Raw genomic sequence first — 25,099 nt, forward strand, 5'->3', positions numbered from 1 at the left:
GTCAGTTGTGCGGTGTCAGGGTGTGCGGTGTCAGGGTGTGCGGTGCTGGAGGTCGAGCAGGGCGGCGAGGTCTGCCTCGGGGAGCGAGCCCGCCGGGCGGCCCTCGCGGGCGAACGCCCCCGACAGCTGCTGCAGGGCGGAGTTGAGCGGCGTCGGCACGTCGTGCAGGCGGCCGAGCAGCACGATCTCGCCGTTCAGCCAGTCCGTCTCGATGTCGCCGGTGCCGCGGGTCAGGCTCTGCCAGGACGAGCCGCCGCCGCGCTCGACGCCCTCCAGCGGCATCAGCGTCACCCGGTCGCCGCGCAGGGCCCGCTGCTCCTCCGCCGACGGGTACTCGATCCCCGCGGCCGCCAGTACCGCCCGGCCCTCCTCCTGGACGCGCTCCCACAGCGCCGTCCGCAGCTCGCCGTCGATCGGGCCGCCGACCGCCTCCAGCGCGTTGCCGAGATTGCTCAGCAGCTTCGCGTACTTCCACTCCATCACCCGGTCGGTCACCGGCGCGTCGAAGAACGAGGCGGTGAGGTCGGCCGAGAGCTGCTCCACCAGGCTGTCCGTCCCCTGCGGGTAGCGGCCCACGTGCAGCACGCCCGAGCGCGGCGCGCCCGCCGCCGAGACCCGGCCCGGCTCCAGGTGCGTGCACGGCAGCCAGACGCGCATCCCGTACACCCGGGCGAAGCGGCGCAGCGCGAGCCGCTCGTTCTCCACGCCGTTCTGCGCGCACACCAGCGGCAGCCGCTCACCGGCCGTGCCGCCGCCCGCGACCGGGCGGGGCGCCCACTGGTCGAGCAGCGCGGTCGAATGCTGGGTCTTCACCGTCAGCACCAGCACGTCGTCCGGCCGGAGGTCGATCTCCTCCGGCCCGCCGATCGCCGGGACGGGCAGCAGCCGCGCGCCGTCCGGGGTGGTCAGGTGCAGGCCGTCCTTGCGCAGCGCCGCGAGGTGCGGGCCGCGGGCGACCAGGACCACGTCGTGGCCGCTCTGGTGGAGACGTCCGCCGATGGTGCCGCCGACCGCGCCGGCGCCGAGGAAGAGGTAGCGCATGGGGTCGAGCATCGCACGGGCGAGGGCCGGGAGTTGAGGGCGGATCGGAAACGGGGGCGCGGGTCTGCTGCGGGCAGAGCGGCGGGGGGCGGGCCGCTGGGGGCGGAGCGGCGGCGGGCGGGGCTGAGCGGCGGCGGGTGGGGCTGCTGGGCCGGGAAGGGGGCTGCTACGAGCAGAGTTCGGAGGCCGTCACCGCGTGCAGGCCCTTGGCGTCCAGGCCGTCGAGGATGGCGGGCAGGGCCGCCACCGTGCCCTGGTGGCCCATGTGGAGGGCGACCACGGAGCCGGCCGCCGCGGACTTCAGCACCCGCCTGGTGACGGTGTCCGCGCCCGGGTCGGTGTAGTCCAGCGGATCTATGTCGAACGAGAGTATGTGCTGGTAGCCGACCTGCTGGGCCTGGTCCTTCACCATCTGCGTCGCGTACTGCGCGGCCGAGGGCCGGAACCAGCGGCCCATCGACCCGGTCAGGCGCTCCAGTCGCTGGGCGCACTGGGCTATCTCCTCGCGCGCCTGGTCCGGACGCATCGCGGATATGTCCAGGTGGTTCTGGGTGTGGTTGCCCAGCTCGTGACCGCCGTCGAGGATCCGCCGCGCCATCTGCGGCTGCTCGTCCAGCCAACTGCCCACCACCAGCACGGTCAGCCGCGCCCCGCGCTGCTCGGCCGCCGTCAGCAGCGCCGTCGCGACCGCCGGGTCGCCCTGCCCGTGGAACGTCAGGGCGAGCTGCGGGCGGCTGTGCGGGCCCGTCACCACCTCCAGCGGGGTGTCCGGGGCGAGCGGCGGCTGCGACGGCGTGGACTCCCCGGCGGACGGTTCGGACTCCTCGGGGGACGGACCCGGACCCGGACCCGGGTTCGCGCCCGAATTCGGGTTCGGGCTCGGGCTCTCGGCGAGGTGGGAGGGCTGCGAGCGGGCCGCGACGGAGGCGTCCCCGCGCCGGTCGCCGCCGGTGGCGGCGCTGCACGTGGCGGTGAGGCCCACGGTGGCGGTGAACGCGGCCAGGCGGGCGGAGGAACGCAGAACACTGCGGCGGTCGAGTGTCATCGCGGCCACCCTATGCGGACCCCTCGGCGACGCGACACCGGCCAACGGCCGGACGAGTGGGGCCCCGCGGCCTCAGGCCGGATCGGTGCGGCCCGGACCGAGGACGAGGGCGGCGGTGACCAGCGTGGCGCCGACCAACTGGAGCGGAGTGGGGGCGGTGGAGGTGAGAACCGCGCCCGACAGGGTGGCCGTGAGCGGGATCAGACCACCGAACAGGCCGGCGTGCTCCGGGGCGAGACGGCTCAGCGCCGAGTACCAGAGCAGGAAGGCGACACACGTCATCAGCAGCGACAGGAACAGCAGGGCCAGCAACTCGGCGAGGGTCGGCAGACGGAGGGAAGTGGGGCCGACCGCGGCCGTCACGGCGAACATCGGCACCGCGAGCGCCGTGGTGTACGCCGAGACCCGGACCGGTCCCAGCCGGGGCAGCAACGGCACCGCGAGCAGCGAGAACGCGGCCTCGCAGAGCAGCGTCCCGGCCGCGCACACCAGGCCGACCGTGTCCCCCGAGCCGAAACCCTGAGTGAGCGCCGCCCCGACCACGACCAGCCCCGCCGCCACCAGCAGCCGGACGGCCGGCCGCCGACGGGCCAGCAGCGGACCGAGAACCCCCAGCAGGAGCGGCGTGCAGCCGACGATGCTGCCGACCACGGCCGGGTCGGTGTGCCGCAACGCGGTGATCATCAGCAGGTTGAACGCGAAGAGGCCGGTGGCGGCGAGAGCGAGCAGGAGCGCTGCGTCGCGGACGGTCAGGCGGGTGATGAGCTTCTTCTGACGGCGGGCCAGGGGAAGGAGCACCGCGGCGGCGATCGCGTAGCGGAGGGCCTGGCCGGCGGCGACCGGGTACGAGGAGAAGGTGGCGGTGACGCCGGTGGAGCAGCCGAGAAGGGTCATTGCGGCGGCGGCCTGCAAGGTGCCTGCGGCGCGAGCGGGAGCGGGCGCGGCGGTGGTGGTGGACATGAGGGCGACGCTAGGAGGGAAGTGGTTCGGATCCCAGGGCCACTGGCGGGCTGCTGGAGAGGACCAAAGGCTGGGGGTGCGAGATCAGGGGACTGGGAGGTGCGAATTCAGGGGGCTGGGGGGTGAGAATTGAGGGGCTCGTGGGGGCACCTCCCGGCCCGCCAGGGCTGGGGGAGAACGGCGAGGTCCTGTTGCTGGTGGCCGGAGACAGCGGGTGGTCATGGCTGCGGCGGGTTGAAGACAGGTACCCGAAACGGCGGACCGCTTTGTGCCCTATTGATCACTCGCAGACATGACCCCTACCTGGTCGGTTGCCATGATGAGCCCCATGCGGGAGTTGCTGATCGAGCTGGGAGACGGGCCGGGAGGCCTTGCGGGGCGGTTGACGTGGGGGTTGCGGGCGGCGGTGCGGGACGGGCGGTTGGGGGTGGGGGAGCGGTTGCCGGCGAGTCGGGTGCTGGCGGCGGAGTTGGGGGTTTCGCGGGGGGTGGTGGTGGAGGCGTACGAGCAACTCGCCGCGGAGGGCTACCTGGTGGGGCGTCGCGGGTCGGGGACGCGGGTCGCGGCGGGGGTGGTGGCGGTGGGCCCGGGGCCGGTGTCGCGGGTGGCGCCGGTGGAGGTGAGGTACGACCTGAAGCCGGGAACGCCCGATCTCGGGGCGTTCCCGCGGGCGGCGTGGGCGGCGGCCGTACGGCGCGCGTTGCTGGGGGCGGCGAACAGCGATCTGGGGTATCCGGATCCGGCCGGACTTCCGCAGCTGCGTGGGGAGTTGGCGGCGTACCTGGGGCGGGTGCGGGCGGTGGTGGCGCGGCCGGAGCGGGTGGCGGTGGTCAGCGGGGTGGGGCAGGGGCTGGCGCTGCTGGTGCAGGTGTTGGCGGCGGGCGGGCGGCAGCGCATCGCGGTGGAGGACCCGGGTTCGCCGGGCGCGCTGGAGTTGCTGCGGGCGCACGGGGTGCGGCCGATCGGCGTCCGGGTGGACGAAGAGGGTTTGGTGGTGGGGGAGTTGGCGGCCAGTGGAGCGGACGCGGTGCTGGTCACCCCGGCGCACCAGTATCCGACGGGCGTGGTGCTGTCGGCGCGGCGGCGGACCGAACTCGCGGCCTGGGCGCGGGCCGGGGGGCTGGTGATCGAGGACGACTACGACGCCGAGTTCCGCTACGACCGTGAACCGCTGGGCGCCGTCCAGGGGTTGGCGCCGGAGCGGACGGTGTACCTGGGGTCGCTCAGCAAGACGTTGGCGCCCGGGCTGCGGCTGGGCTGGGCCGTCCTGCCGGACCACCTGGTGGAGGAGTTCGCCCAGGCCAAGCTGTACGCCGATCTGGGGACCGGCGCGATCGACCAACTCGCCTTCGCCGCCCTGCTGGAGAGCGGCGGCTACGACCGCCGCCTGCGCACCGTCCGCCCCCGTTACCGGGCCCGCCGCGACGCCCTGGTGGCCGCGCTGCGCCGGCACCTGCCGCGGGCCGAACTGCGGGGCGTCGCGGCGGGGTTGCACCTGTGCGCGGACCTGCCGGACGGCGTGGACGAGCAGGCGGTGGCGGAGGCGGCGCTGCGTCGCGGGGTGCGGGTGGCGACGGTCGGGCCGGGTCGGCTCGTCCCCGGCCGGCCGTCGATCGCGCTGGGATACGCGGGAGTTGCCGAACGGCGGCTGCAGGACGCGGCGGCGCTGCTCGGCGAGGCGGTGCGGGAGGTCGGCTGACGCTCCGTCAGCTTCCGGTCAGGTGACCGGTGGCGGCGTATATCAGGGTGGCGAGCAGGAGCAGGACGGCGGACAGGAGGATCGTCTGGACCAGGCCGCGCTGCTCGCGTGGGGCGTGGGCGATGGCCGCGCCGGCGGCGATGCCGGTGAGCATGCCGCCGAGGTGGCCCTGCCAGGAGGCGAAGGTCCCCGAGACGACCATCCACACCAGCAGGGTGACCATCATCTGGTTGCCGCCGAGCGGGTCGTAGCCCTGGCGGCGGCTGAGGATCCAGTAGCCGCCGGCCAGGCCGAAGATCGCGCCGGACGCGCCGACCGTCAGGGTGTGCGGGGCGATCAGGTAGACCAGCGTCGAGCCGCCGAGCGCGGACAGCAGGTACAGGCCGAGGAAGCGCAGCACGCCGAGGCGGTCCTCGACGACCCGGCCGAGCGACCACAGCCAGTACATGTTGAACACGATGTGGACGACCGCCATCGGGCCGAGGAAGGTGTCGGAGTTCGGCGACAGGTGCAGGAACGTTCCGGTGAGCAGCCGGTACCACTCGCCGTGCGCCACGCCGGCCTGGTGGAACAGCATCGGCATGTCGTACGGGTCGCTGTTCGGGTTGTCCGGCAGCATCGCCGCGCCGAGCATGCCGAACTGCTGGACGGTCTCCGGTCGGACCACCTCGACCACGTACGCGGCGATGTTCAGCGCGATCAGCACGAGGGTGGCGTACGGCCGGGAGGTGATCCGTCCGCCGAACGCGGTGCGGGCCTGCCGGACGCTCTGGTGGCCGGACTTGACGCACTCCACGCACTGGTAGCCGACGGCCGCGTCGCGGCGGCAGTCCGGGCAGACGCTGCGGTCGCAGCGGCTGCAGCGGATGTACGACTCGCGGTCGGCGTGCCGGAAGCAGGTCGGCGACGGGGCCGCGGGAGCGGGGGCCCCCGAGGCGGGTTCTGCGGCGTCCAAGACGGGCCCTCCCTGAGCGGTGGTGCTCGGCCGCGACGGCGTCCACGGCGATGATCCACGGCGAAACGGCGCTCACCCTAGAGCACTGCTCGGACGGGCCGCACGTCAGGCCTGCCCGGCCTCCCGGCGTCCGCTCCGCCGGGGTGCGCCGGGCCGGTGCGGGCGGCAGCTGTTGCCGGCGGTCCGTACCTCGGGCCGGTCCCCGGCGCGGGCACGCGACTGCTGGTACGGCGAAGCCGGGTGAGGGGTGGACTGCCCGTTCTCGTAGGGCAGTTCACCCCGTGGTGTCGTCGGCCCCCGGGCTCGTTCGCGGCGTGGCCGGGTCAGCGGCGGGTCGCGCTGAGGACGGCGAACTTCGGACTGCCCGCCACCGTACGGCAGTTGCCGAAGAGGCGGCGGAGCTTGACGTGATAGGCCAGGTGGCGGTTGCCGACCACGCGCAGTTCGCCGCCGGGGCGCAGGACGCGGCGGGCGCCGGTGAACATGCGCCAGGCGATGGCGTCCGTGGTGGCCTGGTGGGAGTGGAACGGCGGGTTCAGCAGGACCACGTCCACCGAGGCGTCCGGGACGTCCGCGAGGGCGTCGCCGACCAGGAACTCGGCGCGGGCGTCCGGGCCGAGGGCGGTGCGGAAGGTCTCCTCTGCGGAGGCCACCGCCTGGAACGACTCGTCCACGAAGAGGAGTTCGGCGTGCGGGGCGGTCAGGGCGGCGGCGGTGCCGACGATGCCGTTGCCGCAGCCGAGGTCGACCACCCGGCGGGCGTCGCCCAGGTCGGGCAGGTGCTGGAGGAAGAACCGGGTGCCGATGTCGAGGCGGTCCGCGCAGAACACGCCCGCCTGGTTGGCGACCTGACGGCCCGACAGGACGCCGATGCCGTCGGGGAGCCGGTAGCGCAGCGGCCACGGGTTGGTCGGGCGGTCGAGCGCCGGCTGCGGGGCGGTGTGGATCAGGCGGGCCTTGCGGACCGCCAGCGAGGTGCGGGTCGGGCCGAGGATCCGTTCGAACAGCTGGAGGGTGGAGGTGTGGATCTCGGTCACCATTCCGGTGCCGACCACCACCGTGCCCTCGTGCAGTGCGGGCGCCAGGCGGTGCAGCTGGTCCTCCAGCAGCGCCAGGCTCTTGGGCACCCGCACCAGCAGCACGTCGATCCGCGACGGCGGCTCCTGCTGCGTGGTGCGGACGTCCACCGCCTCCGGGTCCAGCCCGTTGCGGGCCAGGTTCGCGGCGATCGCCCGGGAGGCCAGGTACGAGTCGGTGATCGCCGTCAGCGAGCCGGCCGCCCCCGCGAGCGCCGTCGAGACGGCGCCCCAGCGGTCGCCCAGCACCACCACCGCGCCGTCCAGCGCGACGGGGCCGCCGCTGTCCGGCCCCTCCTTCAGGTACCGCAGCAGGTACTCGTCGGCGGCGTCCCAGGCGCGCAGCTGCTCACGCGGGTTCTCCGGGAACCGGGCCAGCTCGAAGGCGCCCCAGGCGGTGGTGAAAGAGTCGTTCATCGTGCCCCCAGGCTATCCGAGGGGGCGGGGGCCGCCGGACGGCGGCGGAACGGGAGGAGCGCCATGCGGCGACGGGACAGGGTGGTCGGGGCGGTCCTCGGGTCGGCGGTCGGCGACGCGCTGGGCGCACCGTTCGAGTTCGGTCCCGCGGGAGTGTTCGGAAAGCGCTTCCCGAACACCCCTGGAATGCGCTTTTCGTACGCTGCGTCGATGTGCGGAGGCGGCGGCTGGGAGCCGGGCGAGGCCACCGACGACACGCAGCTGGCCGTCCACCTCGGCGAATCGCTGCTCGACGCGGGCGGCCTCGACCTGCCGGGGATCTTCGAGCGGTTCCGGGCGTGGGCCGCCGCCGACCCCAAGGACATCGGCATCCTCACCGAGTGCGTCCTCGGCAGCGGTCTGCCCTGGGACCTCGCCGCGCAGATCCACTTCCGGACCGAGGGCCGGGCGGCCGGAAACGGCGCCCTGATGCGCGCCGTCACGGCCGCCGTCCGGTTCGCCCCACAGGGCCGGGCGGCCACCATGGACGCCGCCCGCCGGATCACGGCCCTCACCCACGGCGACGGCGCGGCCTGGGAAGGCACCGCGATCCTGCACGAACTGCTGCGCCGCGCGCTCGACGGCGAGGACCCGCTCGCCGCGCTGCCGTCGACGCTGGCCGCCGTCCGGGCCGAGCACCGCGAACGCTGGGTGCGCGTCCTCGCCGAGGACTGGCACCCTGCCCTCGCCACCGAGAGCAACGGCGCGGTCTGGCCCTGCCTGGGCTCCGCAGTCTGGGCGGTGCGCACCACCGGGGGCTTCCCGGACGCGCTGCGCGCCGTCGTCGACCTCGGCGGCGACACCGACACCACCGCAGCCGTCACCGGGGCCCTCGCGGGTGCCGTGTACGGCGTGGACGCGATCCCCGAGGAGTGGCTGACGCCGCTGCACGTCCCGCTCCCGCCGACCGAACGGGTGCTGCGGGCAGGGGAGTTGACGGTGCTGGCGGAGGCGCTGGATGCGGCGGGGCGTTCGGCGGCGGACGAGGCGCCGGCGCGGTGACGGAGCGGTGACGGGGTGACGGCGGTGGCCTGCAACGCGCGGCCGCCGGCTCCCGCAGGCCGGGCCCGCGGTCGCCTGCGGTCGGTCAGCTTTCGGTGAAGACCAGGCTCGCGTTGTGGCCGCCGAAGCCGAAGGCGTTGGTGAGGGCGGCTTCGGCGTGGACGGTGCGGGCGGTGGCGGTGACCAGGTCGAGGTCGGCGGCCGGGTCGGGGGTGGTCAGGTTGCGGATCGGGGGGACGAGCTGGTCGTGCAGGGAGTAGGCGGTGGCGAGGGCGGCGAGGGCGCCCGCCGCGCCGAACAGGTGGCCGGTCATGGACTTGGTGGCGGTGACGGCGGGGCGGTGCGGGCCGAAGACCCGGGCGAGGGTCTCGGCCTCGGTGAGGTCGCCCTTGGGGGTGGAGGTGGCGTGGGCGTGCACCATGCCGATCCGTTCCGGGGTGACGCCGGCCTCGGCGAGGGCGCGGCGGACGGCGCGGGTCTGGCCGTCCGGGTGGCCGGCGGTGATGTGGTGGGCGTCGGAGGTGACGGCGGCCCCGGCGAGCGTCGCGTAGGAGTGGCGGCCCGGGCGCAGCGAGGCGCGTTCCAGGACCAGGACGGCCGCGCCCTCGCCGATGACGAAGCCGTCGCGGTCCAGGTCGAACGGGCGGGAGGCGTGCTCCGGGTCGTGGTTGCGCAGCGAGTGCGCGCGGGCCTGGGCGAATCCGGCGAGCGGCAGCGGGTGCAGGCAGGCCTCGGTGCCGCCCGCGATCACCACGTCGGCGCGGCCGAGGCGGATCAGGTCCAGGCCGAGCGCGACGGCCTCCGCGCCGGACGCGCAGGCGCTGACCGGGGTGTGGGCGCCGGCCTTGGCGCCGAGGTCGATCGAGACCCAGGCGGCGGGGCCGTTGGCCATCAGCATCGGCACGGTGTGCGGCGAGACCTTGCGGACGCCGGAACGCTCCAGCACGTCGTCCTGGTCCAGCATGGTCACCGCGCCGCCGGTGCCGGTGCCGATCACCACCGCCAGCCGTTCGCCGTCCACCTCCGGCCGGCCCGCGTCCGCCCATGCCTCGCGGGCCGCGATCAGCGCCAACTGCTCGCTGCGGTCGAGGCGTCGGGCCTCCACGCGGTCCAGTGCCTCGGACGGTTCGACGGCGAGCTGCCCGGCGATCCGGATCGGCAGTTCGACCATCCAGTCCCGTTCGATCGCCCGGATGCCGTTCCGGCCCTCCAGCATCGCCTGCCAGGTGGCGGGGGCGGTGCCGCCGAGCGGGGTGGTGGCTCCCAGCCCGGTGACCAGGACGCGGTCGGTGACGCCGCCGGTGACGCTGTCGGATTCCGTGCGCACGGTGGAACTCCCTTTGTGATGAGGGCACAACGAATGCCGCCCCGGCGGTCGGCCAGGTCGGTCGGTGATGGCCACTCTGCCAAGCAGTGATCGCGAGTTCAGGTACCGGACGGGACTGATTCACGTCCGCGCGTTTTGGAGGGATCGGACAGATTGATCTGACGGTCCGTCGGGAAATGCCGGGCGTCCGGACGGTCAGGGGAGCAGCGTGCGGGCCTGCGTGAGCAGGGCGGCGAGGGCCAGCTCGAAGGCGGTGTCGGCGCGGGACGGCCCGGCGGCGTCCATGGCCTCGGCGAGCAGCGGGGTGTCGGCGTCGGTGTCCCAGACCGTGGCGGGCGCGGCCAGGTCGAGCGCCGAGCCCAGCACCAGGTTCTCCACGGCGGTCAGCAGGGGCATCACCGCGGGCAGCGGGAAGCCGGCCTCGCGCAGCAGGGCGACCGTGCGCTCGTAGTGGACCAGCACCTCGGGCGCGGCGACCTGACTGATCGTCAGCAGCGGGATGGCGCGCGGGTGGGCGGCGAACGCGGCCCGGTAGGAGCGCGCCCAGGCGTCCAGGGCGACGTCCCACGGGCGCAGGTCCAGGGCGGTGAGGTCCATGGCCGAGGAGACCTGGATGCGCAGGAGTTCGACGATGCCGGTGCGGCCGTCCACGTGGTGGTAGACGGAGGCGGTCTGCACGCCGAGCCGGCGGGCGATCTGCGGGACGCTGAAGTCGCCCTGCTCGTCGACCAGGGCGAGCGCGGTCGCGCCGATCCGCTCGCGGTCGAGCAGGGCCTTGCTGGGGCGTCCCACCGGTGGGCCCTCCTCGTCGGGTGCGTCGCGGCCGGCGCAACTGCCGTCCTGACCTCGGAAATCGCTGCGGACGGGTGCGAAATCGGGTCTTCCCAGAGGGTAGTCGGCCGGGCTATGGTGCCGAAACCAACGGAAACCATCAACCTTTAGGTTTATGGTCCCCGGAGCCGGACCCCCACCATCCGGCCGCGCGAAGGGCTCCCCCATGACCGAATCCCGCACTGCCGCGCCCACGCTGCGCAGCGGCAGTCTCGGCACCGCCGACATCGCCTTCTTCGTGGTCTCCGCCGCCGCCCCGCTCACCGTGATGGCCGGCGTCGCCCCGCTCGCCCTGCTGATCGGCGGCATCGGCGCCCCGGCCGGCTACCTGGCCGCGGGCGTCACGCTCGCCGTCTTCGCGGTCGGCTTCACCGCGATGAGCCGACACGTCCGCAACGCCGGCGGCTTCTACGCCTACATCACCCGGGGCCTCGGCCGGCCCGCCGGATTCGGCGCCGCCCTGCTCGCCCTGCTCGGCTACCTCGGCATGAACATCGGCGTGTACGGCCTGCTCGGCACCGCCACCCACGACACCGTGAAAGCGCTTACCGGGTACGACGTTCCGTGGCTGCTGCCCGCGCTGCTCGGGCTGGTCGTCATCTGGTACGGCGGCTTCCGCTCGATCGACTTCGGCGCGAAGGTGCTCGGCGTCCTGCTGCTCGCCGAGACCGGCATCCTGGTGCTGCTGGCCGCCGCCGTGCTGTTCAAGGGCGGCGCGCACGGCCTGAGCCCGCAGGCGTTCGCCCCCGGGAACGTGCTGACCAACGGCACGCCCGGCGTCCTGGCGCTGGCGTTCGCCGCGTTCACCGGCTTCGAGTCCACCGTCATCTACCGCCGCGAGGCCCGGAACCCGGACCGCACCGTCCCGCGCGCCACCTACCTGGCCGTCGCCTTCCTCGGCCTGTTCTACGCCTTCGTGGTGTGGACCGTCATCCAGGCCTACGGCGACGCCGAGGTGGTCGCGGCCGCCGCCGCCGATCCGGGCGGGCTGTTCTTCACCGCCATCGACCAGTACGTCGGCGGCTGGGCCGCGGACCTGATGCACGTGCTGATCGTCACCAGCATCCTGGCCTCGCTGCTCGCCTTCCACAACGCCACCAGCCGCTACGGACTCGCCCTCGCCGAGGAGGGCCTGCTGCCCCGGGCGCTCGGCCGGATCCACCCCCGCCACCGCTCCCCGTACGTCGCCGGCCTCGCCCAGACCGGCCTCGGACTGCTCGTCGTCGTCGCGTTCGCCGCCGCCGGGGCCGACCCGTACACCCAGCTGCTGCTCTGGGTGAACACGCCCGGCATGCTCTCGCTGGTCGCGCTCCAACTGCTGGCCGCGATCGCCGTGCCCTGCTGGTTCCGCCGCCGCAGCCACGGCGAGGGCGTGCTGCGCACCGTGGTCGCCCCCCTCGCCGCCGCCCTGCTGCTGGCCGGCGCGCTCTGGCTGGTGGTCGACCACATCGAGCTGCTCACCGGCGCGTCCCCCGCCGTCAACCGGGTGCTGATCGCGATCGTCCCCGCCGTCTTCGCGGTCGGCGTGCTGTACGCGCTGCGCACCCGCGCCCGGCGTCCGGAGGTCTACGCGGCCTTCGCCGCCGAGCCGTCGGAGGAGCCCGCCGGCCCCGCCCCGGCGCAGTCCGCGGACGCGCCGCCGACCCTCGACTCCCCGGTGCACAGCGCCGCCTGACCCAGACTCGGACCACATCCCCGTACCACCAGGAGCCCACCGTGTCGCCCGACACCATCGTCCTCGCCCGCACCGTCCACACCCTGGACGCCGCGCACCCCGCCGTCACCGCCGTCGCCGTCGAGGCCGGGCTGATCACCGCCGTCGGTGACGCCGCCGACGCCCGCGACTGGGCCGGGCCCGGCACCGAGACCATCGACCTCGGCGACGCCGTCCTCGTCCCCGGCCTGGTCGACGGGCACAGCCACCCCGCGTTCGGACTCGAACTCTCCGAAGGCGTCGACCTGTCCGACGTCCAGGACCTCGACGGGCTGCGCGCCGCCCTCGCCCGCGCCGAACGCCTCGACGGCTGGCTGCTCGCCTGGAACCTCGACCACAACGTGTTCGGCGACCGGCCCGTGCACCGCGCCCTGATCGAGGACGTGCTCGGCCCCGACGTGCCCGCGTTCATCCGCCTCTACGACGGCCACTCCGCGCTCGCCACCGGCGCCGCCCTGCGCGCCGCCGGCATCACCGGGGCGCGCCGCTTCGCGCAGCGCGCCACCGTGGTCTGCGACCCCGACGGCACCCCCACCGGCCACCTGATCGAGTTCGCCGCGATGGACCCGGTCGCCTCCGTCATGCCCAGCCGCCCGCTCGCCGAACGCCGGGACGCCCTGCACGCGTTGCTGCTCGACATGGCCGCCGGGGGCCTGGCCGGCGCGCACGTGATGGACGCCGGCGGCGACATCCTCGACCTGGTCCGCGCCATCGAGGCCGACCGCCCGCTGCCGCTGCGACTGCGCATCGCCCCCTGGTGCATGCCCGGCGCGAGCGCCGCCGACCTGCGCCGACTCGCCGACCTGCAGGGCGAGTCCGGCCGCAACTGGCTGGTCGGCGGAGTCAAGCTGTTCATGGACGGCACCGTCGAGGGCGGCTCCGCCTGGCTGGAACGCCCCGACTGCCACGGCGAGGGGACCGCCGCGCTCTGGCTCGACCCCGCCGAATACACCGACGTGGTCCGGCAGTTGGACGCGTACGGGGTGCGCACCGCGACCCACGCGATCGGCGACGCGGGCGTCCGCCATGTCCTCGACACCATCGCCGACCTGCCCTACACCGCCCGGGGCCGGCACCGGATCGAGCACATCGAGACGCTCGGCGACGAACAGGCTCTGCGCTTCGCCGAGTTGGGCGTCCACGCGTCCATGCAGCCCACCCACTCCGCGTACACCCGGGCCGACCACACCGACGCCTGGTCCACCCGCCTCGGCGTCGAACGCGCCGAACGCGCCTGGATCTGCCGCACCCTGCGCGACAGCGGCGCGACCCTCGCCCTCGGCTCCGACTGGCCGATCGCCCACCACGACCCGCGCGGCGTCCTCGCCTACGCGCAGCTGCGCCGCCACGCCGGCAGCGACACCCCGCCCGTCGCACCCGAGCAGGCGCTCACCCCGCTGATGGCGCTGGAGGGCTACACCACCCACGCGGCCCGCGCCGCGGGCGAGTTCGACCGCACCGGCCGCATCGCGCCCGGCCTGCGGGCCGACCTCACCGCCTTCGCGCTCGACCCGCTGACCGCGCCGGCCGACGAGTTCGCCACCACGGCGGTGCCGCTGACCATGTCCGGCGGCGTGGTGACGAACCGTCAGGTCTGAGCGCCCTCGGGACGGTCGAGGTAGGAGTGGAGGGCGGCCGCGCCCGAGAGCAGGGCGCGGCCGCGGGCAGTGAGGCGCTCCTGCCAGGCGGTCAGGGTGGGGCGGACGGCATCCGGGTGGCCGGCCGTGCGCAGGCGGTGCAGGATCTCGGCGGTGCGGGCCAACCCGTGGCCACCGCGCCGCAGTTGCTCGGCGATCAGCAGCTCGCGCACCTGGTCCGAGGTGTACGTCCGGTAGCCGGTGCGGGTGTCCCGGGACGGGGTGACCAGCCCCGCGCGCTCCCAGGCGCGCAGTGTGGCCGGGCGCAGTCCGAGACGGTGGGCGACCGGGCCGATGCTGGTGAACTCGGCACCGGCGACGGCCGGTCGGGGCGGGAGAAGGTGCTCCAGGGCGGTGCGCACCGCGTCCAGGGTGCGGCGGTCCTCGGCGAGCAGGGCGTGGCCCTCGTCGATCAGCCGCAGTGCGACGTCCGGCTCCCCGCCGTTCACGGCGCTCAGGATCGCGGTGGCCGCGCGGTGGCCGTGGCCCGGCAGCAGGGCGAGGAACGCGCGGAGCGCGGCCGCGTGCCGCTCCCCGTACTGCCGGTACCCGTGCGGGGAGCGGTCGGCGGGCGGCAGGATCCCCGCCTCCTCGTAGTTGCGCACCGCCTGGGTGGACAGGCCGTGCTCCCGGGCCAGATCGATCGGCCGCAGCGCCATGATTGAGACTTTTCTGCTCGATTCTCGGGTGGAGAGCAGAAAAGCTTACACCGTCACTTCAGCGATACGGTGAAAGTCATGACTGTCTCGCGCTCACTCCGGGATGCCGCTCGTCCCTTCTCGCCGTCCGCCGTCACCGACCTGCTCCCGCCCCGGACCCGGGTGCTGGCCCTGGGCGAACCCACCCACGGCGTCGAGGCCTTCCTCGACCTCCGCAACGAGCTGTTCCGGCACCTGGTCGCCGAACACGGCTACCGCTCGGTCGCGGTCGAGAGCGACTGCCTGGCGGCGCTCGCCGTCGACGCCTACGTGGGCGGTGCGACGGACGGTGAGCTCGACGACGTGGTGCGGGAGGGGTTCGGCCACGGCTTCGGCGAGTTCGCCGGGAACCGCGAACTGGTGCGATGGATGCGGGAGTTCAACAGCGGATTGGGGGAGCGGGAGGAGCGGCTGCGGTTCTACGGTGCGGACGGACCGCTGGAGATGGCGGGTGCGGCGGCGCCCGGGCCCGCGCTGATCCGGCTGCGGGACTTCCTGGGAGGGCACCTTCCGGTCGAACTCCTGCCGCCGGAGGGCGAGTTGCTGCGGTTGTGCGGGCCGGGGGGCCGATGGACCGAGCCGGCGGCGGCGTTCGATCCCGGGCGGTCGGTGGGGCGATCGGCCGACGCCGTCCAACTGCGGCTGATCGCGGATGAGTTGGTGGTGCTGCTGGCTGCGTACGAGCCGCAGCTCGCGGCCGAGGCGGACCCCGAGGCGTACTGGCGGGCGCACCTGGACGCGCGGACCGCGATCGGGCTGCTGCGGTACCACGCGGCAATGGCGGACACCGGGCCGGACCGGTTCAACTCGTTGATGCGGCACCGGGGTCTGATGATGGCCGACAACCTGGAAGCGATCACGCGGCGCGAGGTGCGGCGAGGTCCGACGCTGGTCCACGCCCACAACCGCCACCTCCAACGCGAGGCCGGTCGGCTCCCGCTCGGCGCCCACCAGCTGCGCTGGTGGACCACCGGCTCCCTGCTCGCCACCCGCCTCGGCGAGAGCTACGCCTTCGTCGCCACCACCTTCGGCCACCGGGCCCCTGACGACCACCCCGACCCCGAGACCTTCGAGGGGCGCCTCGCCGCGCTCCCCGAGGCCTGCACCGTTCTCGACCCGCGTGTGCTGGCGCAGACGCCGGCGGGTCGGGCGAAGCCGCGGGTTCCGGCGGACCACACGTACTTCGGGATCGATCCGGGGGCGTTGGGACTGATGGAGGGGGTGGTGTTCGTGCGGGAGATCCCGCGGCAGGCGGGGGCGTTCGGCGGCGGGTGAGGAGATGCCTGGCGGCGGCGGGCGAGGGGGTGCGCCGGCCGGGTGGTGGCGGGTGGGGCGAACCGGTCGGGCCTGGCGCGGAGCGTAATTCGCGGTGGGGCGCGCCGTGTTCGGGGAGGATGCGGGGATGCATCGTCATGTGTGGGCCGGGTTGGCCGAGAATCCTGCGCTGCCGGTGGAGGCGGTGGACCGGTTGGTGATGATGCCGGAGCTGTCGATGGAGTTGGCCGGGCGGGTCGAGCTGACGGAGCGGCAGGTCGAGGTGTTGGCCGGGCGCGGTGTCGTGGAGGCCAGGGGCCTGGTGGCGAGCGGGCTGCTGACCGTCGAGCGGGTCGACCCGTCGCGGCAGCCCGTCGCGGCGCTCGGGTTGTTGTGGGCCGGACTCGCGCCCGTGGAGTGGGCCCACGCGGTGCTCGAACGGCCGGAGCTGCGCGTGGAGTTGGCGGCCTGCCCGGTGCTCCCGGCCGAGGTGTCGCGGCGGCTGGCGGGTGACGCCGATCCCGCCGTTCCGACCGCGCTCGCCGGGGCGACGACCGATCCGGAGATCGCCGCGCTGCTGGCCGCCCACCCGTCGGAGCACGTCCGTGCGGAGCTGGGGTTCAACGAGGGCACGCCGTCCGCCGTGCTGGCCGACCTCATCGACGACCGGCCGCCGCTGGATGGTTGTGAGGTCTGTGCGCGCCACGCCGTCCCGTGGGTCCACCCGCCGGACTGTCCGGACCGGGACTGCACCCTGCCCGGCGGGGCGGCGTGCGACGGGAGCCACCAGTACGCCCGGCACGGGATCCTGCAGGCCGTCCTCGGTCACCCGGCCGCACCCGTCGTCGACGTGCTCCGCCACCTCGACACCCCGTCACCGCTCCTGCGGGCCCAACTCGCCCGGCGCACCGACCTTCCCGCGTCCGCGTACGCTGCACTCGCCGTCGGACCGGAGAGCTGGGCGCGGGAGGAGTTGGCGGGCAATGCCGCGATCGGGGAGGAACTGATCCGGCAACTGGCAGCCGACCGGTCCGACGAGGTGCGGCGGAGTGTCGCCCGGAATCCGCAGGTCCCGCTGGACGTCCTCGACCAGGTGTGCGGCGTCGTCCGGCAGTTGCCGCCACGGATCGCCGCCGCCACCCGCGCCGAACTGGACGCGCTCGCCACCGCCGCCGACCCCGAGCTGCGCCGCGTCACCGCGCTCCACCGCGACCTGCCCGCCCCCGTCCGCGACCTGCTCGCCGACGACCCGGTCGCCAAGGTCGCCGCCGCCGTCGCACCCCACCCAGGCCTGGACGAGGGGCAGTTGCGCGCCATGCACCGGCGCCACGGACGCGCCGTCGCCGCCGGAATCGCCGCCAATCCGAGCGCCACCCCCGCCGTGCTCGCCGAACTCGTCCGCGCCGACCACAACGTCGCGACGCTGCGCGCCCTCGCCACCCACCCCGCCGCCGACGGCCCCACCCTCACCGCCTGCCTCCGCGACACCCGAGCCCGCCGCAACGTCGCCTCCCATCCGGCACTTCCGCTCGACCGACTCCGTTCCCTGCTTGAGGATTCGGACCCGGTCACCGTCCAGAGGGCCGCCGCCAACCCGGCACTGCCGGTGGCGGACCTGCTGCGCCTGATGCCGCCGGGGTAGTCGAGCAGGGCCGCTGACGCAGAGAAGCCCGGAGTGCTCGGCCGGGCGGACGAAGCGCATCCGGCAAGCGCCGACGGGGCCCGGTCGGATGCTTCGAACGTGCTTCCGTCGGGCTCCGGGGACCCCCGAGTCGACGTCCGGCAGCGCCCGAGACTGTCAATTCCGTTCTGCGACAGGGACGATGACCTCCATGAGTCCTCAACTCCAGAACGACGACGTCGCCGACCGGCTCGCCCACGTGCGCTGGATCGTCGGTGGCTGTGGGGCCGGGAAGAGTACGGTGGCGCGCGCGTTGGCCGAGCGGTGCGGGGCCGAGGTCTACAACGGCGATCGTGCGGAGCACAGTTGGCTCGCGCGGTGCACGCCGCAGCGGCATCCGCGCCTGGCCGCGCTGCGGGGGACGGCGGCGGGTGGGATGTGGGAGGGGCGGACGTCGGAGCAGGTGTTCCGGTCGATGGCGAGTCTGTACGGGGAGACCGCGGGCTTCCTCGCCGAGGATCTGCGGACCGGGCCGGGCGATCGGGTCGTGCTGGTGGACTATTTCGGGATCCTGCCCCGCGACCTCGTGCCGTTGCTCGCCCGGCCCGAGCATGCGGTGTTCCTGCTGCCCACTCCGGAGTTCCGCGAGGCCGCCCTCCGTGCGCGCTACGCGGATCGAGGCCGTGCGCAGGCCACTTGGGGCGGCGGCGACCCGGCCGGCATGCTGGCGCTGAGGCTCGGCCGTGATGCGCTCTGGGACGCGGAGGTCCGCCGCCAGGCGGAGGAGCACGGGCTGGATGTCGTCACGGTGGACGGCACCGTCCCGGTGGCGGACCGGGTCGAGCAGTTGGCCGCGCGCTTCGGACTCGGCCTGGGTGGCCGGGCGGAGGATGCCCCGGCCGAAGCGCGAACTAGGCTCACGACCTGTGAACCACACCGATGATCGACAGTTCCCCGCTGCCCTTGCCGCCGCGTTGGCCGTGCCGTTCGACTACGACGGCGGGGACGGGATCGACTTCGAGCCCTTCCCGGCGTTCCGGTCCGCCGAGGACACCGCCTTCTGGTGGCGGGCCTGGACGGGCAACGAGGAGGCGGACGGCGGCGAGTTCCGGGTGTTCGGACAGGACGGCTCGGGCGGGTGTGCGGCGTTCTGGCTGGTGCGGCCGGGGCGGTCGGTCGTCGATCAGCCGGTGGTGTTTCTCGGCTCGGAGGGTGAGACCGCAGTGGTGGCCCGTGACCTGGGGGCCTTCCTGTGGCTGTTGGCCGGTGGGTTCGGTCCGGGCGAGGCCGCCACGGTCGGGCGGCGCGGTGGGTGGACGGGCCGGCCGTGGGGCGAACTGTCGGCTGTCGCCGAGGAGTTCGCCCCGGAGCGGCGGCAGTCGGCGGCCGAGGTGATCGAGGACGCGGCCGCGGAGTTCCCCGAGTTCGAGGACACCGTCATGGAGTCCTGCCGCTGACGGTGCGTCCCGGGCGGTCGGCAGTCAGTGGTCCGGGGTCAGTGGTCAGGGGTCAGTCGTGGCGGTGGGCCGGCGGGACGAGCAGGCGGGCCGTCAGCTGGCGGGCGGCAGCGCGGTGGTCCTGGCGGGGGTAGCGGATGCGGGGGCCCTGGAGGCGTTCGTCCGGGATGGAACGGCCAAGGGCGGCCGTCCAGTTGGGGTGCTCCAGGACGACCACGTGGGCGTCGTGATGGGCGGCCTCGTCCTCGTCGTCGTCGTGCGGGGCCAGGTGCAGGCGCAGTCGGGTCCGGTCCAGCCACTGGGCGGCGAGTACCTGGCGGCCCCAGGTCTCGGCGAACATCGCCCGCTCGGCGGCGTTGTCGAGGTTCACCAGCAGCAGTTGGCCCTCGAAGTGGTAGCCGCCGTCGTAGTCGCCGACGCCCACCGCGAGCAGCGGGCTGCTCGGGTGGAACGCCAGCGCGTTGACGTGGTACGGAAAGTCGATCCGCCGCAGGAGTCGGGGGCGGTCACCGGTCTCGAACAGGCCGAGCGTCGTGGCCTCGCCGTACATGTCGGCGCACGCCACGGCGAGCAGCCGGCGGGCGGGGTCGGCGACGGCGAGGACGGGTTCGCCGAGGGCGGCGAGCTCGGAGACGGCGGTCATGCGGGGTGAACTCCGTTGGTGCGGTGGGTCAGCGGGGTGCCGGGCCGGCCCAGATGACGTCCTTGCGCTCCATCCGGGTGCCGTGGGTGAACTGGAGCGTGAACGGGTCTGCCGAGGCGTTCGGCAGGGCGAACTCCTCCAGCGCGGTGGCGTCCTGGCCCGGGCCGAGGGTCTGCGGGAGCATCTTGAACCGGTCGCCGCTGAACACCGGACGGGCGAGGCTGCCCCGGGAGTCCTTGACGATGAGCGAGCCCGAGCCGTACAGCGACAGTTCGGTGGAGCCGGTGTTGACCACGGTCACCTGGACCAGGATGTACGTCGTGTCCGGCGGGAACGTGGCGCCACTGCTCCGGCTCGGCGGCGAGGCGGGGGTCGGTGCGGCCATGGTGACCTTCAGACCGTCGGGGTAGGTGTAGCTGCCACCGAAGGACAGGCGCCGGGCCTTCTCGTCCGCCTCCCGCGCCGCCTGCTCGGCGGCGGCCTTCTTCGACCGCTCGTCCGCCAGGCGCCGCCGCTCGGAGTCGTCGTGCTCCTGCTGCTTCACGGTGCGGCTGCGCTCCCGCATGTCGGAGCTCAGGTCGGCGACCAGGAGGACGCCGGTGCTGACGGAGGCCAGCAGGCCTACGACGCCGAGAGCGGTGCCGGTGAGCGCCATCGCCCGGTTGGTGGCCAGGCGCTTGCGGACCAGGCTCAGACCGACGCCGCCGAAGCACACCGCGAGCAGGGCGGGCAGCCAGGAGAGCCAGAACAGGAACAGCGGCAGGCAGAGCACCACGCCCACGATCCCGAGCACCAGGGCCGTGATGCCCACGCCGTTGCGCGGCTCCGGGGTCGGAACGGGGTACTGCGCCCAGTACATGCCGTTCGGGTGCGGCCCGGGGGCGGGGAACGGGCCGGGAACCGGCCCCGGCATCGGCGGGGGAGCCGCCGGCGGCATCGCGTTCGGGTCCGGCGCGGCCCACGGGTTCTTGACGGGCGCCGGCGCATCCTCGAACACGGGCGCTGACGACGGCGCGGGCACGGGTGCGGACGACGGCGCGGGCACGGGCACGGGCTTGGCCTCGGGTGCGGCCTCGGGCCGGGCCGTGGCTTCGGCCTCGGACGCGGGCCGAGCCTCGGGCTCGGACTCGATCGGGGCCGCGGCCGCGGTTTCGGGCTCGGGACGGTCGGGCGGGACGGGGACGGTCATGCGGCACCTTGGGCTTCGGGAGGGCGGTGATCGGCGCATCGATCGCGACCCGGAAGTCTCTCCTGAAGGACCGTCGGGAGGCGAACCGATTTCCGTATCGTCCCACGGGTGGTGGCGCTTGCTGAGGGAGGGTCAGGCCGGTCCGAGGTAGGTGTGGACCACGGCGGGCTGCCCGGCGGCGGTCAGCCAATCTCCCGGGGCGGTGCCGACGCGCCGCCACCCGGCGCGCTCGTACAGCGCGATGGCGCCCGCGGCATCGGACTCGACCTCCAGCACCGGCCGGCGCCCGTCCGCGACCGCCGCCTGTACCGCCCGGGCCAGCAGCGCGGCGGCCAGTCCGGTTCTTCGAGCCGAGACGTCGACGAACAGCCGTGCCACGGCGGCGAGTTGTGAGGCCGGTCGGCCGACTGCCGCCGCCAGGTCGGGGCCGGTGCGGGTGAGGGCCACGTGGCCGAGCACGGCCGGTCCGTCGGCGACGACCCACACGCCGAGCAACTCCCGTGGCGTCAACCAGTGTTCGGTCTCGGCCGACCACACCGCCGGATACCCGTCGACCCGGTGGACGGCGGCCAGCATCCGGACGCAGGCGGGCAGATCGTCGTCGTGTCGCGGGCGGATCACCGGTTCGGCCATGGCCCGATCATGGCACGGGGTGGCCCGCCCGCCTCAGGTGGTGCAGGAGAGGACGCGGCCGTCGGTGGTGCCGAGCAGCAGGCGGCCGGGGCCGGGGACGGTGAGGGCGGTCGCGACCACCGCGACCCGGCCGACGGTCAGCGGGCCCCGGCGCCGGACGGTGCCGTCGGTGGCCGACAGGGTGACCAACTCGGCGTCGTCGTACGCCAGATGGACGGCGTCCCGGTCGACGTCGAGGTCCAGCGCGGTGGCCGGTCGGTCGGTGCGGAACACCCACCGCGGCGTGCCGTCGGCCGGGCTGCGGCGGACCACGAAGGAGCCGCCGGAATGCCGGCCGCGGCCGTCGTGGACGGTGCCCGCGTACACCAGGCTCCCGTCGGGGAGTTCGACGCCCGGGCCGGGCAGGTGGGTCTGCGCCGGGTCCCAGGACAGCGGAAAGCAGCCGCGGTACCGGTCGGACGGCCGGTACGGCCGGTCGTCGGCGGGCAGTTGCGAAGGGTCGGCCGCCACCAGCCACTGCTCGGACTGCGAGGGACGGCGGTGCGGGGCGGTGTACACCAGTCGGCCACGCCGGATCCGCAGGTCGCCGGGCCGGAACGGGACGAGGGCCGGAAGGCCGTCAGCACAGGCCAACAGCGTGAAACGGCCCGGGAGTTCACGGCGCGCGAGGAGGGAGCCGTCGGTGAGGGAGTGTTCGGCGACCGACGGCGGCTCGGCGGCCCGGACGAAGACCGACCGTCGGCCGGCGGCGACCGCGAACTCGCCGCCGTAGCCCTCCCGCCGGAGCGACCAGGCGACGGTGTCGGACGGCGTGCGGCACTCCACCACCACCTCGGGCATCGCCAACAGCAGTCGCCCGTCGGCGAGTTCCTCGACCGCGCCGATCGGGCCGCGTGGCTCCCAACCGCTGTGCAGGCCGTCCAGCAGGAGGCGGGCCGCCGCTGCGCCGTCGGGGCGCGGGACGGCGAGGCGCGGCCCCGCCAACTCCGCGGGCGGGACGGACGCCGGGGCGACGGCGCGCCAGTCGTCCCGGTGCAGCTCGGCCAGGTGGCCCTCCTGCCACGCGGCGCGGTCCCGCCAGTCGTCCGGCGGGGCGAGCAGCAGCCGCAGCGACCGGCCGTCCAGCCACTCCAGGCCGAGCACCTGACGGCCCGACCGGTGCTCGAACAGCGAGACGGCGGCGCCGGATTCGAGGTCGAGCAGCAGCAGCTCACCGTCGAAGAAGTAGCCGCCGTCGTAGCTGCCGGTGCCGATCGCGAGCAGCGGCAGGTCGGGGTGGAAGGCCAGCGCGTGCACGGGGAAGCGGCAGCGCGCCAGGGCCACACAGGCCAGGTCGGCGGTGCGATACACCGCGACCGGCTGCGGCCACGGGCCGACCGCCCGGCCCGCCACCGCGAGCAGCCCGCGGCGCTCGTCCGGCACCGCGAGCACGGGGTCGCAGGCCTCGGCGAAGGGGCGGTCGGCGAGGACGCGGTCGATGTGGAAGGCGCTGGTCACAGTGGTGATCCTGGCAGATCGTCCGAGCCGGGAATCTTCGTGGGGGAACGAAAGTTGGGATCTTCGGTCGACGGACGGCCGGATCGGACAGTCGGGGGAACGGCGATGGCCCATCAGGGCGGGGCGGCACAGAGCGGGGCGACACCGGGCAGGGCGGCGCAGGTCGATGCGGTGCGCGGCACCGTGGCCGCGGGGTTCGAGGGCGTGCGGGACGAATTCGCCGCTGTGCTGGGCGAGATGCACGAGTCGCCGGAGGCGCAGCTGGTGGTGCACGTCGGCGGGCAGCGGGTGGTCGACCTGTGGGCCGGCGGCGGGACGGACGCGGACACCCTGATGAGCGTGTTCTCCATCACGAAGGGCGCGACGCACCTGGTCGCGGCGCTGCTGGTGCAGGACGGCGTGCTCGACCTGGACCGCGAAGTGTCCTCGTACTGGCCGGAGTTCGGCGTGCACGGCAAGGAGCGGCTGACGCTGCGCGAGCTGCTCGCGCACCGCGCGGGCGTGCCCGGGGCGGACGGCGGCTTCACCGACGAGGAGCTGGCCGACGACCGGGTGATCGCCGCCCGGTTGGCGGGTCAACGGCCGTTCTGGGAGCCGGGGTCGGCGTACGGCTACCACGCGTTCGTGATCGGCGCGCTCACCGGCGAGGTGGTGCGGCGGGTGACGGGGCGTTCGATCCAGGAGATCTTCGAGGAGCGGGTCCGCGCCCCGTACGGGCTGGACTTCTACCTCGGCCTGCCCGAGGAGCTGGAAGCCCGCCGGGCCGAGACGCTGCCGCTGCGGCCGACACCGGAGCAGGCCGAGCGGCTCGCGGCCAGGACGCTCGACCCGACCAGCATCCTCGCCGTCGCCGGCAACCGGAACGGGCCCACCCCGACCGATCTGGTGGAGTTCGCCAACAACCGCACCGTGCGGGCCCTCGGGCCGACCTCGGCCGGCGGCGTCGGCACCGCCCGCGGCGTGGCGGCCATGTACGCGGCGGCGATCGGGGAGGTGGACGGCCGGGCTGCGCTGCTGAAGCCGGAGACCATCGTCGAGTTCGCCCGCCCGCAGTTCCACGGCACCGACGTGATCACCGGGAACGAGGACGTCTTCGGCCTCGGCTTCGAGGAACTCACCGCCCTGTTCCGCCCGTTGGGCCCGGACGCGTTCGGCCACAGCGGCGCCACCGGCTCCCTGGGCTTCGCCGACCCCGGCAGCGGCCTGGCCTACGCCTACACCCGCCGCCGCTTCGGCCTCCCGTCCCGCTACGGCGCGGGCCCGGAGAACCACCGCCTGATCGCGGCCGTCTACGCGGCGCTCCGGGCGTCCTGACGCCGCGTCGGAGCGCGTGTTGCAGGCCGGCTCCCGTGGGGGTGGGAGCCGGCCTGCAACGGGCGGGGCGTGCGGTCAGTGGCGGGCGGCCTCGTCGCGGCTCTCGACCTGGACGGCGGGCTCCAGCGGGGAGGCGATGTCCTGGGGCTTGCTGCGGGAGGCCCAGTCGCGGATGCCCATCAGCACCATGACGAAGAAGATGCCGTAGACGATGCCCGAGAAGTACAGCTCGGAGTGGATGGCCAGCGGCACGCCGACCAGGTCGACGGCCAGCCAGACGAACCAGAACTCGATGTAGCGGCGAGCCTGGCTGTACATGGCGAGGATCGAGCCGATGAAGATCCAGGCGTCGGCGAGGACCATCCACCACGGCGCGCCCGGGTAGAACGAGGCGTCGGTCCACTTGAGCAGACCGCCGAACGCGGCGGTGCCGAACACCATCGCGCCGATCAGCAGGGCGCGTTCGCTCCCGGTCGCCCAGCGGACGTTGATGGCGCCTTCCTGCTCGCGGCTGCGCTTCCAGGTGGCCCAGCCCCAGGTGGCCGACACGATGATCACGACCTGCCGGGCGGCGTTGCCGCCGAGGTGCACGTTCAGGCTGGCGATCAGCAGGAAGACCGAGCCGAGGATCTGCACCGGCCAGGCCACCAGCGAGCGGCGCAGGGCCAGCCAGACGGTGGCGAGCGCCAGGATGTTGCCCAGGAAGTCGGACCAGTAGACGGGGAGCCCGAGGAAGCTGAACTGCTCGTTCAGCCAGTGGAATGCGCTCATTACTCACACCTTTGTTCGTTCGGAGCGAGGCGGGGAGGGAGCGGCCGGCCGCGCGTCGGGGGAAGCGGGGGCGGGGCCGGCCGGGCACGCGGGCGTTGGGCGCGGACGTGGGTGTGGGGTGGGGGTGCGTGCCGTAAAGGAAGGGAGGGGGAGGGAAAGGAGGCGAGGCGGGGAGGGGCCGGCCGGGCACGCGGGCGTTGGGCGCGGACGTGGGTGTGGGGTGGGGGTGCGTGCCGTGGGGGAGGGTCGGTCGGCCCCGCAGGGGGAAGCGGGAGAGCG

Annotated in this window: 22 protein-coding genes; 9 read left to right on the forward strand and 13 right to left on the reverse strand. The window is 74.4% G+C overall.

Annotated elements, in window-relative coordinates; genetic code table 11:
• Window positions 1–30: 30 nt before the first annotated feature.
• The 3 genes from ACI1MP_RS30075 to ACI1MP_RS30085 form a co-directional block, all read right to left on the reverse strand.
• Window positions 31–1,041 carry a ketopantoate reductase family protein gene (locus tag ACI1MP_RS30075; RefSeq protein ID WP_404869915.1) on the reverse strand — a complete coding sequence of 337 codons (1,011 nt, stop codon included), beginning with the start codon at window positions 1,039–1,041 and terminating at the stop codon, window positions 31–33.
• Window positions 1,042–1,207: 166 nt separating this feature from the next.
• Window positions 1,208–2,086 carry a polysaccharide deacetylase family protein gene (locus ACI1MP_RS30080; protein ID WP_404869916.1) on the reverse strand — a complete coding sequence of 293 codons (879 nt, stop codon included), beginning with the start codon at window positions 2,084–2,086 and terminating at the stop codon, window positions 1,208–1,210.
• 72 nt (window positions 2,087–2,158) lie between these two features.
• Window positions 2,159–3,046, reverse strand: a complete 888-nt coding sequence (locus ACI1MP_RS30085) for a DMT family transporter (RefSeq protein ID WP_404869917.1) — start codon at window positions 3,044–3,046, stop codon at window positions 2,159–2,161.
• A 328-nt stretch (window positions 3,047–3,374) separates the two neighbouring features.
• Here ACI1MP_RS30085 and ACI1MP_RS30090 point away from each other — a divergent pair, with 328 nt between their 5' ends.
• Window positions 3,375–4,745: a PLP-dependent aminotransferase family protein gene (locus tag ACI1MP_RS30090; protein WP_404869918.1), complete on the forward strand. Its 1,371-nt coding sequence runs from the start codon at window positions 3,375–3,377 to the stop codon at window positions 4,743–4,745.
• A gap of 7 nt (window positions 4,746–4,752) precedes the next feature.
• On the opposite strand, the gene ACI1MP_RS30095 is transcribed toward ACI1MP_RS30090, so the two are convergent.
• On the reverse strand, window positions 4,753–5,700 hold the full coding sequence (locus tag ACI1MP_RS30095; RefSeq protein WP_404869919.1) for a rhomboid family intramembrane serine protease: 948 nt from the start codon (window positions 5,698–5,700) through the stop codon (window positions 4,753–4,755).
• A gap of 323 nt (window positions 5,701–6,023) precedes the next feature.
• Complete coding sequence (locus tag ACI1MP_RS30100) at window positions 6,024–7,193, reverse strand: methyltransferase (protein ID WP_380340629.1); 1,170 nt, start codon at window positions 7,191–7,193, stop codon at window positions 6,024–6,026.
• 63 nt (window positions 7,194–7,256) lie between these two features.
• Here ACI1MP_RS30100 and ACI1MP_RS30105 point away from each other — a divergent pair, with 63 nt between their 5' ends.
• Window positions 7,257–8,234, forward strand: a complete 978-nt coding sequence (locus ACI1MP_RS30105) for an ADP-ribosylglycohydrolase family protein (protein WP_404869920.1) — start codon at window positions 7,257–7,259, stop codon at window positions 8,232–8,234.
• An 85-nt stretch (window positions 8,235–8,319) separates the two neighbouring features.
• Here ACI1MP_RS30105 and ACI1MP_RS30110 read toward each other — a convergent pair whose 3' ends face one another.
• Entirely contained in the window at window positions 8,320–9,561 is a 1,242-nt protein-coding gene (locus tag ACI1MP_RS30110; RefSeq protein WP_380340599.1) for a beta-ketoacyl-[acyl-carrier-protein] synthase family protein, read from the reverse strand.
• Between the two features lie 195 nt (window positions 9,562–9,756).
• Window positions 9,757–10,353, reverse strand: a complete 597-nt coding sequence (locus ACI1MP_RS30115) for a TetR/AcrR family transcriptional regulator (RefSeq protein WP_404869921.1) — start codon at window positions 10,351–10,353, stop codon at window positions 9,757–9,759.
• 205 nt (window positions 10,354–10,558) lie between these two features.
• Between ACI1MP_RS30115 and ACI1MP_RS30120 the strand changes: the two genes are divergently transcribed.
• Together ACI1MP_RS30120 and ACI1MP_RS30125 are read left to right on the forward strand one after the other, a co-directional pair.
• Complete coding sequence (locus tag ACI1MP_RS30120; protein WP_404869922.1) at window positions 10,559–12,067, forward strand: APC family permease; 1,509 nt, start codon at window positions 10,559–10,561, stop codon at window positions 12,065–12,067.
• A 41-nt stretch (window positions 12,068–12,108) separates the two neighbouring features.
• The gene (locus ACI1MP_RS30125) at window positions 12,109–13,704 is read left to right on the forward strand and encodes an amidohydrolase (protein WP_404869923.1); all 1,596 of its coding nucleotides are present in this window, start codon (window positions 12,109–12,111) and stop codon (window positions 13,702–13,704) included.
• On the opposite strand, the gene ACI1MP_RS30130 is transcribed toward ACI1MP_RS30125, so the two are convergent.
• On the reverse strand, window positions 13,695–14,402 hold the full coding sequence (locus ACI1MP_RS30130; RefSeq protein WP_404869924.1) for a MerR family transcriptional regulator: 708 nt from the start codon (window positions 14,400–14,402) through the stop codon (window positions 13,695–13,697). The genes ACI1MP_RS30125 and ACI1MP_RS30130 overlap by 10 nt on opposite strands.
• A gap of 78 nt (window positions 14,403–14,480) precedes the next feature.
• Between ACI1MP_RS30130 and ACI1MP_RS30135 the strand changes: the two genes are divergently transcribed.
• The 4 genes from ACI1MP_RS30135 to ACI1MP_RS30150 all read left to right on the forward strand — a co-directional run bounded on the left by ACI1MP_RS30135 (window position 14,481) and on the right by ACI1MP_RS30150 (window position 18,773).
• Entirely contained in the window at window positions 14,481–15,716 is a 1,236-nt protein-coding gene (locus ACI1MP_RS30135; protein WP_404869925.1) for an erythromycin esterase family protein, read from the forward strand.
• A 127-nt stretch (window positions 15,717–15,843) separates the two neighbouring features.
• Window positions 15,844–17,337, forward strand: a complete 1,494-nt coding sequence (locus tag ACI1MP_RS30140) for a hypothetical protein (protein WP_404869926.1) — start codon at window positions 15,844–15,846, stop codon at window positions 17,335–17,337.
• 190 nt (window positions 17,338–17,527) lie between these two features.
• On the forward strand, window positions 17,528–18,259 hold the full coding sequence (locus ACI1MP_RS30145) for a hypothetical protein (RefSeq protein ID WP_404869927.1): 732 nt from the start codon (window positions 17,528–17,530) through the stop codon (window positions 18,257–18,259).
• Window positions 18,243–18,773, forward strand: a complete 531-nt coding sequence (locus tag ACI1MP_RS30150) for an SMI1/KNR4 family protein (protein WP_404869928.1) — start codon at window positions 18,243–18,245, stop codon at window positions 18,771–18,773. Before ACI1MP_RS30145 ends, ACI1MP_RS30150 begins: the two co-directional genes overlap by 17 nt.
• A gap of 52 nt (window positions 18,774–18,825) precedes the next feature.
• Here ACI1MP_RS30150 and ACI1MP_RS30155 read toward each other — a convergent pair whose 3' ends face one another.
• The 4 genes from ACI1MP_RS30155 to ACI1MP_RS30170 form a co-directional block, all read right to left on the reverse strand.
• Window positions 18,826–19,416: a hypothetical protein gene (locus ACI1MP_RS30155; RefSeq protein WP_404869929.1), complete on the reverse strand. Its 591-nt coding sequence runs from the start codon at window positions 19,414–19,416 to the stop codon at window positions 18,826–18,828.
• A 28-nt stretch (window positions 19,417–19,444) separates the two neighbouring features.
• Window positions 19,445–20,605, reverse strand: coding sequence for a hypothetical protein (locus ACI1MP_RS30160; protein WP_404869930.1), 1,161 nt, complete (start codon window positions 20,603–20,605; stop codon window positions 19,445–19,447).
• Window positions 20,606–20,737: 132 nt separating this feature from the next.
• Complete coding sequence (locus ACI1MP_RS30165; RefSeq protein ID WP_404869931.1) at window positions 20,738–21,238, reverse strand: GNAT family N-acetyltransferase; 501 nt, start codon at window positions 21,236–21,238, stop codon at window positions 20,738–20,740.
• A 33-nt stretch (window positions 21,239–21,271) separates the two neighbouring features.
• On the reverse strand, window positions 21,272–22,735 hold the full coding sequence (locus ACI1MP_RS30170; RefSeq protein ID WP_404869932.1) for a hypothetical protein: 1,464 nt from the start codon (window positions 22,733–22,735) through the stop codon (window positions 21,272–21,274).
• A gap of 105 nt (window positions 22,736–22,840) precedes the next feature.
• Here ACI1MP_RS30170 and ACI1MP_RS30175 point away from each other — a divergent pair, with 105 nt between their 5' ends.
• Complete coding sequence (locus tag ACI1MP_RS30175; protein WP_404869933.1) at window positions 22,841–24,049, forward strand: serine hydrolase domain-containing protein; 1,209 nt, start codon at window positions 22,841–22,843, stop codon at window positions 24,047–24,049.
• A 75-nt stretch (window positions 24,050–24,124) separates the two neighbouring features.
• Here the strand turns inward: ACI1MP_RS30175 and ACI1MP_RS30180 are convergent, their stop codons facing one another.
• Complete coding sequence (locus tag ACI1MP_RS30180) at window positions 24,125–24,820, reverse strand: nicotinamide mononucleotide transporter family protein (protein ID WP_189272825.1); 696 nt, start codon at window positions 24,818–24,820, stop codon at window positions 24,125–24,127.
• Window positions 24,821–25,099: the final 279 nt, after the last annotated feature.

Source organism: Kitasatospora griseola, assembly GCF_044999035.1.
In the GTDB taxonomy this organism is placed as follows: Bacteria; Actinomycetota; Actinomycetes; order Streptomycetales; family Streptomycetaceae; genus Kitasatospora; species Kitasatospora griseola.